General features: G+C 73.4%; 16 protein-coding genes. 7 read left to right on the forward strand and 9 right to left on the reverse strand.

What is annotated here, in order from left to right; all coding sequences use genetic code 11:
* Positions 1-7: 7 nt before the first annotated feature.
* Positions 8-730 (forward strand): spermidine synthase, encoded by a 723-nt coding sequence (locus IOD16_RS19940; protein WP_201435627.1) that lies wholly within the window; start codon positions 8-10, stop codon positions 728-730.
* A 75-nt stretch (positions 731-805) separates the two neighbouring features.
* Positions 806-2,332, forward strand: coding sequence for a serine/threonine-protein kinase (locus IOD16_RS19945; RefSeq protein WP_201435628.1), 1,527 nt, complete (start codon positions 806-808; stop codon positions 2,330-2,332).
* A gap of 13 nt (positions 2,333-2,345) precedes the next feature.
* On the opposite strand, the gene IOD16_RS19950 is transcribed toward IOD16_RS19945, so the two are convergent.
* The 3 genes from IOD16_RS19950 to IOD16_RS19960 form a co-directional block, all read right to left on the reverse strand.
* Entirely contained in the window at positions 2,346-2,678 is a 333-nt protein-coding gene (locus IOD16_RS19950) for an ATP-binding protein (RefSeq protein WP_201435629.1), read from the reverse strand.
* A gap of 157 nt (positions 2,679-2,835) precedes the next feature.
* Positions 2,836-3,198, reverse strand: a complete 363-nt coding sequence (locus IOD16_RS19955; RefSeq protein ID WP_201435630.1) for an anti-sigma factor antagonist — start codon at positions 3,196-3,198, stop codon at positions 2,836-2,838.
* 217 nt (positions 3,199-3,415) lie between these two features.
* A complete protein-coding gene (locus IOD16_RS19960) occupies positions 3,416-5,122 on the reverse strand; it encodes a sigma-70 family RNA polymerase sigma factor (protein WP_201435631.1) in 1,707 nt (568 codons plus the stop codon).
* A 229-nt stretch (positions 5,123-5,351) separates the two neighbouring features.
* Here IOD16_RS19960 and IOD16_RS19965 point away from each other — a divergent pair, with 229 nt between their 5' ends.
* Positions 5,352-6,389, forward strand: a complete 1,038-nt coding sequence (locus IOD16_RS19965) for a LacI family DNA-binding transcriptional regulator (protein WP_236594230.1) — start codon at positions 5,352-5,354, stop codon at positions 6,387-6,389.
* A gap of 273 nt (positions 6,390-6,662) precedes the next feature.
* On the forward strand, positions 6,663-8,138 hold the full coding sequence (locus IOD16_RS19970) for a non-reducing end alpha-L-arabinofuranosidase family hydrolase (protein WP_201435632.1): 1,476 nt from the start codon (positions 6,663-6,665) through the stop codon (positions 8,136-8,138).
* A 351-nt stretch (positions 8,139-8,489) separates the two neighbouring features.
* Here IOD16_RS19970 and IOD16_RS19975 read toward each other — a convergent pair whose 3' ends face one another.
* Positions 8,490-9,647, reverse strand: coding sequence for a trans-sulfuration enzyme family protein (locus tag IOD16_RS19975; protein WP_201435633.1), 1,158 nt, complete (start codon positions 9,645-9,647; stop codon positions 8,490-8,492).
* A gap of 63 nt (positions 9,648-9,710) precedes the next feature.
* Here IOD16_RS19975 and yczR point away from each other — a divergent pair, with 63 nt between their 5' ends.
* Complete coding sequence (gene yczR, locus IOD16_RS19980) at positions 9,711-11,108, forward strand: aminotransferase-like domain-containing protein (RefSeq protein WP_201435634.1); 1,398 nt, start codon at positions 9,711-9,713, stop codon at positions 11,106-11,108.
* Positions 11,109-11,201: 93 nt separating this feature from the next.
* Here yczR and IOD16_RS19985 read toward each other — a convergent pair whose 3' ends face one another.
* The 4 genes from IOD16_RS19985 to IOD16_RS20000 form a co-directional block, all read right to left on the reverse strand.
* Positions 11,202-11,444 (reverse strand): heavy-metal-associated domain-containing protein, encoded by a 243-nt coding sequence (locus IOD16_RS19985; RefSeq protein WP_123747526.1) that lies wholly within the window; start codon positions 11,442-11,444, stop codon positions 11,202-11,204.
* A gap of 102 nt (positions 11,445-11,546) precedes the next feature.
* Positions 11,547-11,669, reverse strand: a complete 123-nt coding sequence (locus IOD16_RS41035; protein ID WP_268957626.1) for a hypothetical protein — start codon at positions 11,667-11,669, stop codon at positions 11,547-11,549.
* 257 nt (positions 11,670-11,926) lie between these two features.
* Positions 11,927-13,180, reverse strand: a complete 1,254-nt coding sequence (locus IOD16_RS19995) for an SGNH/GDSL hydrolase family protein (RefSeq protein ID WP_236594231.1) — start codon at positions 13,178-13,180, stop codon at positions 11,927-11,929.
* A 12-nt stretch (positions 13,181-13,192) separates the two neighbouring features.
* Positions 13,193-13,846 (reverse strand): polysaccharide deacetylase family protein, encoded by a 654-nt coding sequence (locus IOD16_RS20000; RefSeq protein WP_236594232.1) that lies wholly within the window; start codon positions 13,844-13,846, stop codon positions 13,193-13,195.
* A gap of 270 nt (positions 13,847-14,116) precedes the next feature.
* Between IOD16_RS20000 and IOD16_RS20005 the strand changes: the two genes are divergently transcribed.
* Positions 14,117-16,951, forward strand: a complete 2,835-nt coding sequence (locus IOD16_RS20005) for an RICIN domain-containing protein (RefSeq protein ID WP_201435637.1) — start codon at positions 14,117-14,119, stop codon at positions 16,949-16,951.
* 23 nt (positions 16,952-16,974) lie between these two features.
* Entirely contained in the window at positions 16,975-17,466 is a 492-nt protein-coding gene (locus tag IOD16_RS20010; protein WP_201435638.1) for a helix-hairpin-helix domain-containing protein, read from the forward strand.
* A gap of 10 nt (positions 17,467-17,476) precedes the next feature.
* Here the strand turns inward: IOD16_RS20010 and IOD16_RS20015 are convergent, their stop codons facing one another.
* Positions 17,477-18,256 carry an endonuclease/exonuclease/phosphatase family protein gene (locus IOD16_RS20015; RefSeq protein ID WP_201435639.1) on the reverse strand — a complete coding sequence of 260 codons (780 nt, stop codon included), beginning with the start codon at positions 18,254-18,256 and terminating at the stop codon, positions 17,477-17,479.
* Between the last annotated feature and the right edge of the window lie 6 nt (positions 18,257-18,262).

Here is an 18,262-nt window from a genome sequence, read left to right on the forward strand (position 1 = left end):
GAACCCGATGAGCGCGCGTTTCCAGGAGCTCGACTGGCGTCAGACCCCGCTGGGCGAACTCGTCCTGCGCCGCCGCTGGGACCCGGTGTTCGACCGCGAGGTGCACGAGATCAAGCTCAACGACGAGTTCCTGATGTCGAGCCTGTTCACCGTGTCGGAGGTGGAGCTGGCGCGCCTGGCGCTCGCCGGCCTGCCCGCGCCGCTGGACGTCGTCGTGGGCGGGCTGGGCCTCGGCTACACCGCCCGGACCGTGCTGGAGAACCCGGCCGTGCGGTCGCTGGTCGTCGTCGACGCGCTCGGCGAGGTCATCGACTGGCACCGGCGCGGGCTGCTGCCCGGCGGGCAGGAGCTGGCCTCCGACCCGCGCTGCCGGCTCGTCCACGACGACTTCTTCGCGCTGGCGCGCTCCGACGGCGGCCTCGACCCGACCGACCCCGACCGCCTGTTCCACGCGATCGTCGTCGACATCGACCACTCGCCCCGGCACCTGCTGCACCCCGGCAACGCCGACTTCTACGAGCCCGACGGCCTGCGCCGGCTGGCCGCGCGCCTGCACCCCGGCGGCGTGTTCGCCCTGTGGTCCAACGACCCGCCGGACGAGGACTACACCGCGGCGCTGGCCGACCGGTTCGCCGAAGTGGGCGCGGAGGTCGTCCGGTTCCCCAACCCGCTGCAACAACGCGAGGCGACCGCCACCGTGTACCTGGCGAAGACGGCGGGCGGTCGCTGACGCGACCTCGGGCCGGACCGGCCGGGGGACGTAAGGTTGTCCGGTTGGCGTGGGGAAGAGCGGGGTTCGCCGGTGATGGACGTGGGGCGCTTGGTGGCCGGGCGGTACCGGCTGCGCGGGCGGGTGGGCGCGGGCGCGATGGGCGTGGTGTGGCAGGCGTTGGACGAGCGCCTGGACCGCGTGGTGGCGCTCAAGCAGCTCGTGGTGCCCGAGGGCGCCGACCCGGTGGCGGCGGCGGGCCGGGCGGCGCGGGAAGCGCGGATCGCCGCCCGGTTGCAGCACCCGAACGCGGTGACGGTGCACGACGTCGTGCAGGACGAGGGCAAGCCGGTGCTCGTCATGGAGTACCTGCCCGCGCGGACCCTCGCCGAGCTGATCGCGCGCGGACCGCTGCCCGCCGAGCGGGTGACGGCCATCGGGGCGCAGGTCGCCGGCGCGCTGGCGGCGGCGCACGCGGCCGGCATCGTGCACCGGGACGTCAAGCCGGGCAACGTCCTGCTGACCGACGACGGCACCGCGAAGATCACGGACTTCGGCATCGCCCGCGCGGTCGGGGACGTCACCGTCACCAGGACCGGGCTGCTCGCCGGCACGCCCGCGTTCCTCTCGCCGGAGGTCGCGCGCGGCGGCGAGCCGGTGCAAGCGTCCGACGTGTTCGCGCTCGGCGGCACCTTGTACGCGGCGGTGGAGGGCCGTCCGCCGTTCGGCGACGGTGACAACGCGATCGCCCTGCTGCACGCCGTCGCCGCGGGCCGCTTCCCGCCGCCGACGCGAGCCGGACCGCTGACCGACCTGTTGGCGGAGTTGCTGCGCACCGATCCGGCCGCCCGGCCGACGATGGCGCAGGCCGCCGACCGGCTGCGCGCGCTGACCGCGACGCGGCCCGCCGCGACCCGGCTGGACCTGAACCCGGCCGACCTGGCGCCGCGGCCTCCCGACCGGGGTCCGGCGGCACCGCCGGCCGCCCCGGTGTGGTCGGCAGACCCGCACCGGGCACACCCGACACCGCACCCGACCGCCCTGGCGCCCCGGCCGGCCCGCACCGGGCGGGTGGGGCTCGTCGCGGTGGCAGCGGCGGCCGTGGTCGGACTCGTCGTGCTGGCCCTGGTGCTGACGAACGGGAACCGGCCCGCCGACGACACCGCGGGCGCGAGCACGCCTGCGCCGTCCGCCACCACGGCCGCGTCGGCGCCCGGCGACGACCCCGGCCCCGCCCGCCTGGAACAGGCCGTCGCGGAGTACTACGCGTTGCTGCCGAAGAACACCGCCCAGGCCTGGGACCGGCTGGGGCCCGGCCTGCGCGCGCAAGGCCGCCCGCAGTACGAGAAGTCCTGGCGGGAGGTCAAAGCCCTCACCGTCAGCTCACCGCCCGCGGCCGCCGGGGCCGACACCGTCACCGTCGGCATCGACCTCACCGGTCCCGGGGGCGGGAAGACGCGCGAATCGCACCGACTGCGGCTCGTGGTCCAAGGCGGAACGCCGCTGATCGACGCGGACGAAGTCCTGTCGTCGCAACGCATCGACGACGCGGACGACGACCGCGAGGACAAGAAGAAGGACGACGACCGGAAACGCGGTGGCGGCAAGAGCGGCGAAGGCTGACCACAGCCCCCGGTCACGTGACGACTTCGCCCCACACCGTCTTGAAGCTCCTGTGCGGGTCCACACCCCACCGCGAGGCCAACCGGTTCACCAGCAGCAGACCGCGGTCGCGCAGTCCCCGACCGCCCGGCTTGCCCAGCACGGGCAGCAGTTCGGGGCTGGCGTCGTAGACCTCGACCCGCAGGACGTGCCCGCCGGACCGGTGGCTCAACCGCAACCGCCGCGGGGCTGTGGCGTGCTCGAACGCGTTGGTGAGCAACGCGTCGGCGATCAGCAGCAGGTCGAGCAGCGTCGGCTTGTCCAGTTCCGGGACGTTCTCGGTGATCCACCTCCGCGCGCGGCGCACCGGTGGAACGGTGTCCTCCAGATCGAAGTCGACGTGGTCACAGGACCCTTCGACGACGTTCACAACACGAGCCTTCCAACACTAGGAACTCCCCTTGGTGCTCAGGGCGTAGCCGCCGGGTTCCCCTGGGCCGCACCCGCAAACAGTGAGCGCGACCTCATCGCGAGTCCGCGCCGACCGGGATCAGGTGGTCGACCAGCCCGGAGGTCGCGTCGATCAGCTTGACGACCCGCGTGACCTCGGGTGACGCCACCAGCGTCAGATCCATGCCGTGGTCGCGGCACAGGTCCGCCGCGTGCAGCAGCACCGCCAGGCCCGCGACGCCCATGAACGTCACCCCGCCCAGGTCGAGCCGGATGCCGTCCGGCCCCAACCCGTCGCGCACGAGGTAGTCCTGGATCCGGTCCGCCGCCACGATGTCCACCTCGCCGGACACCGTGATCACCGTGGTGCCTTCGCCGGTGCGGCACTCGCAGGTGAAACCCGCGCGCGGACCGCGACTGCCGGATGTGGGGGTCACCGAATCGCCTCCCCTGTCGCTCGTGTGCAACCCAGCGTGGTGGGAACGATTCAGACCAGTGCGGGTCGCGGTGCGGGAGGGAGGTGCGGGAGGCCTGTTCGGACGCGGTCCCGGGATGGTTCGACGGTGTTCATAGGTCCACCCTCCAGCTGCCCTGTTTCCTCAAGGCACGAGTCAGGCGGTAGTACCCGGTGGGTCGACGGGCCAAACCCGGCGACTACTTCGGCGTGACCACGACGGACGCCTCGACGGGAACCGGCTCACCGGAGCCCGCGGTGACCGTGCCGCTGATGGTGCCGCCGACGGACTTCGGGCCCGCGAGCAGCCGCAGCACGAACACCACCGAGTCACCGGCCGGCAGCTCGCCCTCGGCTCTGCAGGTGACGGTGCCCTTTCCCGCCGGGCAGCCGACCGCCATCCGGGCCGCGCCCTCCAGCCGCAGGAGCGGTTCGCCCAGCAGGTTCCGGCCCGAACCCACCACCTGGAGGCCCTCCGGCAGCGAGAGCACCAGCGTGGTGGGTGCCAGGGGCGTCGGACCGGTGTTGTGGATGACGACGGGGAAGTCCACCGGCGGTCCGCCGATGGTCATGGTGAAACCGGCCGGCACCTCGGGAACCAGCGGCTGCGCAGGCGGGGCGACGGTCGTGGTGACGACGGCCGTGTCGGGTGCGGACGCCTCGCCGGAAGGCTGGTCGGACGGTTCGGCCGTGCTCTGCGGCGCGTCGGACTTCGTCGCGGGCACGGACGTCCCCGCGATGACCTCGGACGTCCCCTGGTCGGCCGTCGCCGCCGGTGGCGGCGCCTGCACCGCGGGCACCGCCACCGGGTGCCCGGCGTTGAGGCCCAGCGCCACGGCCGCGGCCATCGCGGTCGCCGAGGCCGCCATGCCGAGCCACTGCGCCGTCGTGACCGAGTTGGCCGCCGCCCCGGCGCCCGCCCCCGCGCCCGCCCCCACACCTGCGCCTGCGCCTGCGCCTGCCACCACCGTGCCCGCCTTCGCCGTGGCGGCGGTCGTGGCCAGGTAGCCCGAGACACCGGAGCCGAGCACCAGCGGCGCGACGACGGCGCGCAGCGTGCCGTTGACGTCGGCCAGTTCGGCGGCCATCGCGGGGCACGTCGGGCACTCGTCCAGGTGAGCCTCCACCTGCGCGGTCTCCCGCTTGGTGAGGCCTCCCCTGGTCCACGCGGCCAGCTTCGCGACGGTGGCGCGGCAGCGGTCCGTGGGGCTGTGCGCGAGGTGCGCCTGGAGGTAGGCGGTCTTGAGCCCTTCCCGCGCCCGGTAGGCCAACGCCGAGGCGCCGTTCGCGGTGAGCCCCAGCAGCTTCGCCAGCTCGGCGGCCGACTGGCCCTCGATCTCGGTCTGCCACAGCACCGTCTGCCACCGCTCGGGCAGGCTGGCGAACGCCCTGGTGGCCAGCGCCCGCTCCAGCGTCGCCACGGCCGGGTCGTGGAACGGCACCGTGGTGACCTTCTCCACGCCGGTCACGGCTTCCACGTCGTCAGCCAGCTTGAGCTTCTTGTCCCGCCGCGCCTTGTCGTAGGCGGTGTGGCGCAACGCGGTCAGCAGGTAGGCGCGGAACGCGGAGTCCGGTCCCCCGCCCGCGCGCAGCGTGTCGAGCACCTTGGCGAACGCGTCCGACACCAGGTCGTCGGCCTCGGCGCTCGACCGGGCCAGGTGGCGGGCCAGGTTGCGGGCGGCGCGCACGTGCCGTTCGAACAGCTGCCCGTACGCCTGGATCTCCCCGCCGCGCACGGCGTCGATCAGCTCCGCGTCCGACGGCGGCCGGGACGATCGCGGCACGCCCGACGAGCCGTGCGTCGAGCTCGCGTCGGCGTTGAGCGCGTGGTCCAGGTCGTCGCGCAGGGCGGCCAGGTCCGCTCGCGCCCACCGTTCCAGATCGCGCTCGTCGGGATGCCCGATCACCGGACGTCTACCTCCCAGCACGGTAGGTGAGCGATTCGGATCGGACCATATCCAACGCGCGGGCGTGGGATTCACCCCACCGGCTCCGCCACCACCCGGCTCGCGCCCGCCACGCATAGGGACCGCCGTATCGACCGTGACGACACTTCGGCACTCCGAACCGCCGGCGCCCGTGGGCGTCCCACGATTCATCGACGGCCCGCGCCGGCCGGCTACGTACACTTCGGCCGTGACGGGGAGCATCGCGGACGGTCAGCGGCGGGGCCGGCGGCGCGGCGAGCTGACGGTCGGGACGATCGCCCGGCTCGCCGGGGTGTCCAAGCCGACCGTGTCGAAGGTGCTCAACGGCCGGGCGGGCGTGGCGTCGGAGACTCGGCAACGGGTCGAGGCCCTGCTGCGCGAGCACGGCTACCGGCGCCCGGACGCCATCGCCCCCGCCGCAGTCCTCGAAGTGGTGTTCTACGGGCTCGAACGCCACATGGCGGTCGAGATCATGCGCGGCGTCGAACCGGTGGCGCGGGAGCGCGAGCTGGCCGTCGCGTTCACCGAGGTGGTCGAGCCGACGTCGCCCGGCCGGTCCTGGGCCGAGAAGCTGCTGTCCAGGCACCCGATCGGGGTGATCGCGGTGTACTCGGCGTTCACCCCGGAGCAGCACGCGCTGCTGGCCGCGAGCGCGATCCCGCTGGTGGCGCTCGACCCGTCCGGCGAACCGCTGCACGCCGTCCCGTCGGTCGGCGCGACGAACTGGAGCGGCGGCATCACGGCCGCGCGGCACCTGCTCGACCTGGGCCACCGGCGGATCGGCGTGATCGGCGGACCGATCCGTTCGCTGGGCGCCCGTGCCCGCCTGGAGGGCTGCCGCGCCGCGCTGGACGCGGCGGGCACGGCGCTGGACGACCGGCTCGTGCGCACCGGGGAGTTCACCTTCGAGCAGGGCCTCGCCCTGGGGCGGGAGCTGCTGACCCGGCCGGACCGGCCGACCGCCGTGCTGTGCGGCAACGACCTGCAGGCGCTCGGCGTCTACACCGCGGCGTGGCGGCTCGGCCTGCGCGTCCCCGAGGACCTGAGCGTGATCGGCTTCGACGACATCGAGGCCACGCGCTGGTGCTGCCCGCCGATGACGACCGTGCGGCAGCCGTTGGCCGAGATGGGCGCGACGGCCGCCCGGATGCTGCTCACCCTCGCCGCGGGCGGACCACTCGCCCAGCCGCGGGTCGAGCTGGCCACCACGCTCGTCGTCCGCGAGAGCACCGCGCCGCCGGCCTGAGCCCGAAGCGCGTCACGCACGGTCGTCGCAGAGCCGTGCGTCCCTCCGGCCCTTGTCTTCCGAACTGTTTCGCTCGATACTCCTAAATGTTTCAGCGCCGGCACGCGAGCAGGCCCAGGGGAACCCTCGGCGCCCACCCGGCACACCTGGTCCCGGAGGACTGACCCCTTCGCCCGAACCCGCGCCCCCGCGACCCGAAGTCGTGGTCCGGCGTGCCGCGGTCTCGATTGTTAGCGCTAACAAGACACTGACCCCACTGGAGAGGAGTCCGGGATGCGGCATCCCGCACGACTTCGCACCCACCTGTCCGCCCTCGCCATCGCCGGGTTGACCCTGGCCGGCACGACCGTCGCGCTGTCCGCGCAAGCCGCCGAGGCGGCGGGCTGCTCGGTCGAGTACTCGGTGACCTCGCAGTGGTCCGGCGGGTTCGGCGCGAACGTCTCCGTCACCAACCTCGGCGACCCCGTCGCCGGGTGGACGCTCACCTGGTCCTACCCCGCCGGTCAGAGCGTCACCCAAGCCTGGAACGCCACCGTGACGCAGAGCGGCGCCCAGGTCAGCGCCCGGAACGTCAGCTACAACGGCGGCATCGCCACCGGCGCGAGCGTCGCGTTCGGGTTCAACGGCTCGTGGAACGGCAGCAACCCCGCGCCGGCCTCGTTCTCCTTGAACGGCACGGCGTGCACCGGGAACGTCGGCCCCACCACGACCACCACCAGCAGTAGCAGCACGACCACCAGCACCACCACGACGACCACGACCACCACCACGACGACGGGGCCCGCGGGCAGCCTGCCGTCGAGCTTCCGCTGGTCGTCCACCGGCGCGATCATCGGCCCGAAGCCGGACTCGACGCACGCCAACGTGGCCGTCAAGGACCCGAGCGTGGTCTACCACAACGGCAAGTGGCACGTGTTCGCCTCGACCTACACCACCGGCTACAACCTGATGTACACCAGCTTCACCGACTGGTCGCAGGCGTCCTCGGCGCCGCACACCTACCTCGACCGCACCGCGATCGGCACCGGGTACAAGGCCGCGCCGCACGTGTTCTTCTTCGCGCCGCAGAACCTCTGGTACCTCGTCTACCAGACCGGCGACAACGCTTCCTACTCCACCACGACCGACATCGCCGACCCGCAGTCGTGGAGCGCGCCCAAGAAGTTCTACGCCAACGGGATGCCGCAGATCATCCGCGACAACATCGGCAACGGCTACTGGGTCGACTTCTGGGTCATCTGCGACACCACCAAGTGCTACCTGTTCTCCTCCGACGACAACGGCCACCTGTACCGGTCGGAGACCACGGTCGCGAACTACCCCAACGGGTTCACCAACACCGTGATCGCCCTCCAGGACTCCGACCGGAACCGGCTGTTCGAGGCGTCCAACGTCTACAAGGTCGCGGGCAAGGACCAGTACCTGCTGGTGCACGAGGCCATCGGCTCGGACGGCAGGCGCTACTTCCGCACCTGGACCGCGCCGTCGATCACCGGGCCGTGGACCGGGCTGGCCGACACGGAGTCCAACCCGTTCGCGCGCGCCAACAACGTCACCTTCCCGAACGGCGCCTGGACCCGCGACATCAGCCACGGGGAGATGCTCCGCTCCGGCGCCGACCAGCTCATGGAGATCAGCCCGTGCCGCCTGCGCTTCCTCTACCAGGGCATGGATCCCAACTCCGGCGGTGACTACAACCGGCTGCCCTGGCGGCTCGGGCTGCTGACCCAGACCAACTCCGCCTGCTGAGCCCGGGCCGGGCGCGGCATGACGAGGAGGGGATGACAGAAGCGTTGCAGGCCAAGAAGACTCGCTGAATTCCTTTAGCGACGGTCAAGCCTCGATGAGCGGCGCCGGACGCTCGCGGTGGCCTCGGCCGACCGGGCGTCGCCGGAGGGCGACTGTCCACTGTCGACTCCGTCGAAGGGGCCACGCTGTCGGTGCTCACCGGCGGGCCGGGACGCTCCGCACGAGGCGCACCGGTGGACATCGACCCGAGGCTCCACCGGTCCACGAGCCGGGAGCGCCCGGCTCGTGGACCGTGTGGCGGACGCGGACGCCTGCCGAGCACCCGCCGACGGGGTGGCCGGCGCCGCCCCGTCAGCGGTCCAGGGCCTGGGCGATGTCCCGCCACAGGTCGTCGGCGTCCTCGATGCCCACCGACAGCCGGATCGTGCCGCCGGTGATGCCGCTCGCGGCGAGCTGCTCCTCGGCCAGCTGCCGGTGGGAAGTGCTGGCGGGGTGCAGCACCAGCGTCTCCGTGCCGCCCAGGGACGGCGCGAGCCGGACCAGCTCGACGCCGGTGACGAACTTCCGGCCCGCCTCGACGTCCGCCACGTCGAACGAGAACGTGCTCCCGAAGCCGTCGAGGAACCTGGTCGCCACCACGTGGCTGGGGTGCGCGTCGAGGCCGGGCCAGTGCACCACGCGCACCGCCGGGTGCCGGGCCAGGCGGTGGGCCAGCACGCCGGCGTTCTCCTCGTGCTTGCGCACCCGCAGCGCCAGGGTCCGCAGGCCGCGGATGGTGAGCCAGGCCGCGAACGGGTCCGGGGTGACGCCCAGCTCGACCGAGTGCTGCCAGGTCGAGCGGTACCGGGCGTCGTCGGCGAACACCGCAATGCCGCCGGTCACGTCGCTGTGCCCGCCGAGGTACTTGGTGGTCGAGTGGACGACCACGTCCGCGCCGTGCTCGATCGGCCGGCACAGCAGCGGCGACGCGAACGTGTTGTCCACGACCACCAGGACGTGGTCCGGCACGGCGGCCCCGAGCGCGGGCAGGTCGCTGACGTGGCCGGTGGGGTTGGCGATGGTCTCCAGGTAGAGCACCTTCGTCTCGGGCCTCAGCGCCGCCCGCACCTCGTCCGGGTCGTGGCCGCCCACGTAGGTGACCGCGACGCCCCAGCGTTCCGCGAGGTCGCGCAGCAGGGCGAGCGTGCCGCCGTAGAGCGCGCCCTGGGCGATCAGGTGGTCGCCCGACTCGAGGTTCGCGAGCAGCACCGCGTTGATCGCGCCCATGCCCGACGAGGTGGCCAACGCGGCCGTGCCGCCTTCGAGCGACGCCACCGCGTCCTCCAACGCCCGGACGGTCGGGTTGCCGAACCTGGTGTAGACGAACGCGCCGTCCGGCCGGGTCATCCCGTCGGCGAGGGCGTCCAGGTCGTCGAACGCGAAGCTGGAGGTCTGGTAGAGCGGCACGGACAGGGGCGTGCTGGTCAAGGCGGGTACGGCGGTGCGGGCCACGCGGGTGTCGGCTTGCATGAACCGAGCATCGGTCATGAAGCGGTAGGGGTTGAGAGCCAATTCGCCTAGATTGGTCTCATCATGAAGCCAATTCCGGTCGACGACCTGGCGGGCAGGCTCGGGCGCTGGTCCGCCGGCCGGGGCTCGCTGTACCTCCTGCTGGCGGCGCGCCTGCGCGAGCTGATCGACGAGGGCCTGCTGCCGCCGGGGACGGTCCTGCCGCCGGACCGGTCGCTGGCCTCGGGGCTCGCGGTCGGCCGGACGACCGTGATCGCCGCCTACGACCTGCTCCGGCAGGAGGGCCGGTTGGCCCGGCGGCGCGGCAGCGGCACGTGGGTGTCGTCGGGCGGGCGGGCGGCGGCCCGCGAGGAGACCGCGAACCCGATGTTCGTGAACCTGCTGGAACCGCCTGACGGCGTGCTCCAGTTCGCCTGCGCCGGGCCGATGGCGCCGCCCGGCCGGCTGGTCGAGGCCCACCGGCGGGCGGCGGACCGGTTGGCGGGCGAGGACCTGGGCTACCACCCGTCCGGGCACCCGGCGTTGCGCGCGGCGCTCGCCGCCCGGTACCGGGACCTCGGCGTGCCGACGACCGCGGGCCAGGTCCTGGTGACGACGGGGGCGCAGCAGGCGTTGGCGCTGCTGACGCGCGCGCTCGTGCGGCCGGGTGACGAGGTGCTGGTGCAGGCGCCGACCTACCCGGGCGCGCTGGACCTGTTCCGGGAGGTCGGCGCGGTGGTCCGCGCGGACGACGACCTCGCGGGCGCGCTGGGCCGCCGCACGCCGGCGCTGGTGTACGCGATGCCCGCGTTCCGCAACCCCACCGGCTCGTCCCTGAGCCCGTTGGAGCGGGCGCGCCTGACCCGGTCGGCCGGCGACGTGCCGCTGGTGTTCGACGAGGTGCTGGCCGACCTGGACCTGAGCGGGGCGCCGGCGGCGCCGCCCGATCCCGGCGCGATCACGGTGGGGTCGTTGAGCAAGGTGGTGTGGGGCGGGTTGCGGGTCGGCTGGGTGCGGGCCGACGCGGCGCTCGTCGCCCGACTGGCCCGTTTCAAGGCGGTGCACGACCTGGGCAGCGCGGTGCTGGACCAGTTGGCGGCGGTGGAGCTGCTGGCGGACTTCGCCGCCGTGCGGTCCGAGCGCGTCACGGCGTTGCGGCGGCAGCACGGGCACCTGTGCGCGCGGGTGCGGGAGGAGCTGCCGGAGTGGGAGTTCACCCCCGCCGAGGGCGGTCAGACGCTGTGGGTGCGGCTGCCCGGCGCGGACGCCGCCTCCTACGCCCAGGTGGCGTTGCGGCACGGGGTGGCCGTGCTGCCCGGCAGCTCGCTCGACCCGACGGGCCGCAGCGCCGACCGGCTGCGGCTGCCGTTCACCGCTGAACCGCCGGTGATCAGCGCCGCCGTCACCGCGTTGGCCGCCGCCTGGCGCGCCTTCGGCGTCGACCACCCCCACCGGCCGCTCGTGCCGTCGATGTCGGTGTAGCGCCGCGCCCCCGCGAGTCTGGGCCCCCGCCTCGGCGACCCGCCACCGGGGAATGGTCGGCGCCGCCGTGGCCGCGGCGGCGCCGACCTGGCATCACGCGCGCTCGAGCACGTAGCCCGCGTTCTTGACGGCCGTGGTCACGGCCTCGACGTCGGTCGTGCCCACGACGCGCAGCGTGGCGGCGTCGAGGTCGAGCTTGACCCGCGTGACACCGGGCACCCGGCGGGCCGCGTTGGTCACGCTGGCGGCGCACCCCTCGCAGCTCATGCCCTTGACCACGAACTCGAGCCCCGCCTGCCGCGCCTCGTCGGAGAGCGCCCCGTTTCCCTCGGACATGCGGTTCATCCTCCGAATCCATACCCACCAGGGGTATGACGTGAGCCTACCTCCGCCCGCCCCGGCCGGACCTCTCGCAAATTGCCCATTCCCGACGACCCGTCATAACCACCCGGCGTCGCGGGCGCGCAGCAGGGTGCCCGGCTTGCCGTGCCCGGTCAGCACCAGCACCCGGCACTCCGGCAACCGCTCGTGCAGCCGCCCGGCCGCGGTGAGCCCGTCCACCCCGGCAGGTCGGTCAGCGCCACCGGCGCGCGGCGGATGAGGTGCATGTCCTCGGCGATCAACGCCTTGATCACAACGTCTGCCCCGGGCACTCGCCACGACGCGCCCGGTGGTCACTGCGCCGCCCACCTGGAGCCCGGGTTGAGGGCCGACGACGTCCGGGGCTTCTTCCGCGCCCTTCGCTGACGGTCCGGCTGCCGTGCGGCCGGCGTCGCGGGTGCGGGGCCGCCCGGTGTCGTGGGCGGCCCCGCACCGCGTCACCGGAACAGGCGCAGTGGCACGGCCTCCGCCATCGCGGCCATGCCGGCGTCGTTCGGGTGCAGGTGGTCGCCGCTGTCGTAGGCGGGCAGCAGGCGATCGGGAAGGTGCGGGTCGCGGACGGCGCGGTCGAAGTCGATCACGCCGTCGTACTCCCCGCCGGTGCGGATCCAGTGGTTGACGGTCTGGCGCGCGGCCTCGTTCTCGGGGCTGAAGAAGCCGAAGGTGTCGCCCCGGAACGGCGTGATGGTGCCGCCGTGGATGCGCAGGCCCTGGTCGTGGGCGCGGGCGATCAGCTGCCGGTGCGCGCCGATGATGTCCTGCGCCGTCACCTTCTCCGTCAGCGGCGCGCTCGTGCCGGGGTGGCCGAGGTCGTTGACGCCGAGCAGCACGACGACGTGCCCGACACCGGGCTGGGCCAGCACGTCCCGGTCGAAGCGGCGCAGGGCGGCCTGCCCGAAGTACGCCGCGTAACCCTCCGCCGGGTGGCCGGCGGGCGGGTTGGGGTCGTGCAGCAGCCGGTTGCCGCTGATGCCCTCGTTGACCACGCCCAGGTGCCGCAGGCTCCGCTCGTCCTGGAAGCGGCGGGCGAGGACGTCGGGCCAGCGCCGGTTCGCGCCGCGCGTGGTCTCCGCGCCGTCGGTGATGGAGTCGCCGAACGCCACCACCGTCGAACCGCGCTTGCCGCCCGTGACGCTGACTCCGGTGAGGAAGTGCCACTTGCCGAGCACGGCGGTCGGGGTGATCTCCGCGCGACCGGTGACGTTGCCCGCCGCGACGTACCCGTCCTGGAACGGGAACGCGTGCACGGTGTTCCCGAGCGTGCGCTGCGGCAGGTGGATGCTGATCACGAGGTCGGAGTCGGCGTCGACGGGCAGCGCCACCGGGTCGCTGAGCAGCGGCGTGCCGGGCGGCAGGGTCGCGGACGGGCGTCCGCCGAAGCTCAGCCGCCGGTCGCTGCCAGGCTGGACCGCCGAGCCCGTGCCCGCCCGCCGGGCGACGTGCGCCTCCCCGATCACCAGCGGCTGCGAGCCGAACTCGTTGGACAGCCGCACGCGGACCGTGCCGCCGCCGACGCTGAGGCGCACGACCTGGCGCAGCGTCTGGTCCTCGAACGCCGTGGTGTCCGAGGCGGGGACGGTGGTGGGCGAGGTGGCCCACGCGCCGACCCAGGTCGGTCGCGGCGACGCGGAGGCCGCGGTCGGCAGCAGGAGCAGCAGGGCGGTCACCGCCGCCGTCGTGGCACGCTTCACGGTTCGCACTCCTCAGCGACGGGCGGGACGGTCGAAGCGCCAGCCGTCGGCGCGCAGTTCGGGGATGAGCCGGGCCACCGCGTCCACGGTCTGGCCGCGCTCGTTCGGGCCGTCGTGCATCAGGACGACCGCGCCGTCGGTGAGGCCGTCCTTCACCCGGCGCACCAGCTCGTCGACGCCCGGCGGCTCCCAGTCGCCGATGGCGAGCTTCCAGCCGAGCGGGGTCATGCCGAGCTTGGCCGCGACCTGCGGGCTCTGCCCCCAGCTGCCGTAGGGGGCGCGGAAGTAGCGGATCGGCACGCCGGGCGCGGCGCGGTGGATCGCCGCGCTGGTCTGCCTCAGGTCGGCCTCGATCTGCTCGGGCGTCCACTGGCCCATGTCGTCGTGGTGCATGCTGTGGTTGCAGAGGGTGTGCCCGCCCGCGACGATCTTGCGCACCAGCTGCGGGTTGGCCTCGACGTAGTCGCCCCAGAGGCAGAACACGGCCTTGACGTGGTGGCGGCGCAGCACTTCGAGCAGGCGTGGCGTGTCGGCCGGGTTGGGCCCGTCGTCGAAGGTGAACGCGACCGTGCGGCCACCGTGCCGGGTGGAGTCGACGATCACCGGTTCGTCCGCGCTCGCCGGCGCCGAGCTCAGGCCGAGCACCAGGCCAGTGGTCAACAGCACCGTTCTCCACCGCATCGCGAAACCCCTTCCATCGGGCGAGCGCTGCCACTATCCGGTCGCGATCAACCCACCTACCAGACGTTGCGCGGAAGTTTCGAGTCTCAACTGGCCGTCACCGCGACGGCGGGTCCCCACGCCGCCGCGAGTTCGGCGGGGCGGGGTCCGTGCCCGAGGCGCTCGACCTCCCGTGACGCGCATGGCGTATTTACATCGTTGATACAACGTTGCAAAACTATCCGGAGCCGAAGTCGACGACGACCGGGAGCCGACATGTCGATCCGACGTCGCACGTTCCTCACCGCGGGCACCGCCGCGGCGCTCACCTCGGGCGCCGGCACCGCCCTCGGCGCGGCACCGCCCCCGGCCACCGCGCAGGCCGGCCCGTTCTACCCGGCGCATCGCGCGCCGTTGCGGCCGGCCGCCTTCCTCCGGTTGCCGCCCGGCGCGGTGCGGGCGCGCGGCTGGTTGGCGACCCAGCTGGACAAGCAGCTCGACGGCCTGAACGGGCGCCTCCAGGAGGTCTCGCACTTCCTGCGCTTCGACGCCACCGGGTGGGTCCGCCCCGAGCTGGGCGGCTGGGAGGAGGTGCCGTACTGGCTGCGCGGCTACGGAGACCTCGGTTACGTCACCGGGGACGCCCGCGTGCTGGGCGACACGCAGCGGTGGGTCGAGGCGGTGCTCGCGACCCAGGCGGCGGACGGGTTCTTCGGCCCCTCGGCGTTGCGCGGCTCGCTCAACGGCCACGCCGACCTGTGGCCGCACATGCCGATGCTGCACGCCCTGCGGTCGTGGGCGGAGTTCCACGACGACACCAGGGTCGACCGGGCGCTGACCCGGTTCTTCGCCTTCACCGCGCGCCAACCCGACGCGGTGTTCGCCGACGGCTGGGGCGCCACCCGCTGGGGCGACACCATCGACGTGGTCCTGTGGCTCTACAACCGCACCGGCGACACCGCTCTGCTCGACCTGACCCGCCGCATCCACCGGTTCTCCGCGAGCTGGACCGGCGACCTGCCGACCCTGCACAACGTGAACATCGCGCAGGGGTTCCGCGAACCCGCGCAGTTCTCCGTGCTCTCCGGTGACGACGCCGACCGCGCGGCGGCCTACCGCAACTACGACACCGTGATGCGCCGGTACGGGCAGTTCCCGGGCGGCGGGTTCGCGGGCGACGAGAACGCCCGGCCCGGCTACGGCGATCCCCGGCAGGGCTTCGAGACGTGCGGCGTGGTCGAGTACATGGGCAGCCACGAGCTGCTCACCCGGTTGACCGGCGACGCCGTCTGGGCCGACCGCACCGAGGACCTGGCGTTCAACCTCCTGCCCGCCTCGCTCGACCCGGCCGGACGGGTGGCGCACTACGTCACGCCCGCCAACGCCGTGCGGCTGGACGACGTGCCCAAGCGCCGCCGCCAGTTCCAGAACGGCTTCGCGATGCTGGCCTACCAGCCGGGTGTCGACCAGTACCGCTGCTGCCCGCACAACTACGGCCAGGGCTGGCCCTACTTCGTCGAGGAGATGTGGCTGGCGACCGCCGACGGCGGTGTGGTGGCCGCCCTGTACGGCCCTTCCGCGGTCACGGTGAAGGTCGGCGACGGCACCGCGGTCACCATCACCGAGGACACCGCGTACCCGTTCGGCGACACCATCCGGTTCCGGGTCGCGACACCCCGGCCGCTGTCGTTCCCGTTCGCGGTCCGGGTGCCCGGGTGGTGCGCGGACCCCGTGCTGACCGTCAACGGCGCGGCGGTGGCCGTCCAGGGCGGTCCCCGGTACGCCACCGTCACCCGGACCTGGTCCGACGGCGACACCCTCGTGCTGCGGCTGCCGATGGCGCCGCGCACGCGGACGTGGCCCGACAACCACGGCGCCGTCTCGGTCGAGTACGGCGCGCTGGCGTTCTCACTGCGCGTGGAGGAGCGTTGGACCCGCTACGGCGGCACGGAGGCGTGGCCCGCGTACGAGGTCGCGGCGGGTTCGCCGTGGAACGTGGGCCTGGTGCCCGGCCGGCCGATGTCCGTGACGACCGGCGGCGACGTCGACGACCCGTTCACCCTCGGCACCGCGCCGATCAGGATCACCGCGAAGGCGCAGGACATCCCGGACTGGACCGCGGACGGCGAGGACGTCGTCGCCACGATGAGCGACAGCCCGGTCGCGACCGGGGCGCCGGTCCGCGACGTCACGCTGATCCCGGCCGGCGCCGCGCGGCTGCGGATCACGTCGTTCCCGCTGACCGGTGGGTCGCGCGGCTGGGGCACGCCCGGTGTGGTGCTGCGCGTGCAGAACAAGAACAGCGGCAAGGTGCTCGCCGTGGACGGCGCGTCGACCGCGAACTCGGCCAGGGTCGTCCAGTTCGCCGACGTCGGGACCGCCGACCACGCGTGGCGGCTGGTGGACCAGGGCAACGGCCGGGTGAAGGTGCGCAACGAGAACTCGGGCAGGGTGCTCGGCGTCGACGGCATGTCCACCGCGAACTCCGCGCAGGTGGTGCAGTTCGACGACAACGGCACCCGCGACCACCTGTGGGACCTGGTGGACGACGGCGACGGCTGGTTCCGGCTGCGCAACGCCCACTCCGGCAGGGTGCTCGGCGTCGACCTGATGTCCACGGCCGACTCGGCGCGCGTGGTGCAGTACGACGACAACGGCACCGCCGACCACCTCTGGCGGGTCGTGCCCGACGGGCCGGTGAAGATCCAGAACCTGAACTCGACGAAGGTCCTCGCCGTGGCCGGCACGTCGACGGCGGACTCCGCGCGCGTCGTCCAGTTCGGCGACACGGGCACCGCCGACCACCGCTGGCAGTTCGTGCCCGACACCGACGGGTGCTTCCGCATCCGCAACGCCCACTCCGGCAAGGTGCTCGGGGTGGACCGGATGTCGACCGCCGACTCGGCGATCGTCGTGCAGTTCGCGGACAACGGCACCGCGGACCACCGGTGGCGGTTGCGGGCGGGCACGGACGGCCTGTGGCGGGTGCAGAACGCGAACTCGGGCAAGGTGCTCGGGGTCGACGGCATGTCGCACGCCGATTCGGCCCAGGTGGTCCAGTTCGGCGACACCGGCACCCCCGACCACCTGTGGCGGTTGCTGCCGGGGTGACCGCGTCGTGGTGCAATCACCGCGTGACGACGACCGCCCAGCTACGCGAGACCGCGATGTCCCTGCCCGAGGTGGCCGCGCACGACCGGGCGTTCACCGTGCGGGGCGAGCGGTTCGCCTCGGTGGACGAGCGCGACCGCGTCGACCTCCACCTGCCCGCCGAGGAGGTGGACGCGGTGCTCGCGGCCCACCCGACCGCCGAGCGGCTGCCCCTCGGTGTGCGCGTCCCGCTCGGCGACGTCGACGGGCAGCGGCTCGACCACTGGGTGCGGCGGGCGTGGCTGTGGCGGGCGCGGGAGGACCTCGCCGCGCGGGCGGTCGGAGCCGGGACCGCCGAGCCGGGTGAGGTCGGCGACCTGCCCAAGGGCATCGGGCGGCCCGCCGCGCGGGCGCTCGCCGCCCTCGGCGTCACCACGCTCGCCCAGGTCGCCCGGCTGAGCGACGCCGAGCTGCTCGCCGTGCACGGCGTCGGCCCGAAGGCCGTCCGGGTGCTCCGCGAAGAGCTCGGACGCTGAACGGCCGACCTCAGAACGTGTAGTTCACGACGAACGCCGGGTGGTCCGTGCGGTACATGGCGTACTCCTGGGTCGAGACGAACGTGAGGGTGCGGGCGATGACGTGCTGCACGTCGCCGTCACCCTTGCGGAACCAGCCCGACGGGACGCAGTTCTGCGCGTTCGTCGCCGAACCGGGGCTGTACCTCAGGTTCAGGTCGCCCACGACCACGTGCCTGGTCGTGGCGGAGCCGGTCGGGTCGTGGGACAGCACGGTCGCGGGCACCAGCTCCTTGCACTGCGCCAACGCCGTCGCGCCGGTCGTGCTCAGGTGGGTGGTGCAGGCGGTGAAACCGCGCACCTCGCTCAGCGCGCACGCCCAGGCGCGGACCTCGTCGCCGCCGTCCTGCGCGGTGTAGGTGTTCTGCCCGCTGGTCCTGATGCCCTCCTTGACGATGATCCCGCTGCCGTACGCGCCCCGGCCGGCCGAGCACTCGATGTCGGTGTTCGTGGACTTCCGGCGGGCGAACGCGAACTGGTACTCGGCGGTGGCGCCCGCGGCGGCGGTCAACCGGGGCAGGTCGGACAGGCACACCTCGTTCACCGACACGACGTCCGGCACGCGGCGCTGGATCATCGCCACGGCTTCGTCCACCGCCGACCCGCCCTGGTAGCACCCGGCGGCGCCGCTGTTGCAGAGGTTCATCTGCAACACCTTGAACGCGGTCGCGGCGGAGGCGGGCGCCGTCACCAGCCCGCACAGCAGCAGCACGGCCAGGACGGGACCGGCGGTGGCGCGTGGGAGGCCCATCGACCC

Origin of the sequence: Saccharothrix sp. 6-C (genome assembly GCF_016695385.1) — a bacterium.
Taxonomy (GTDB): domain Bacteria; phylum Actinomycetota; class Actinomycetes; order Mycobacteriales; family Pseudonocardiaceae; genus Actinosynnema; species Actinosynnema texasense.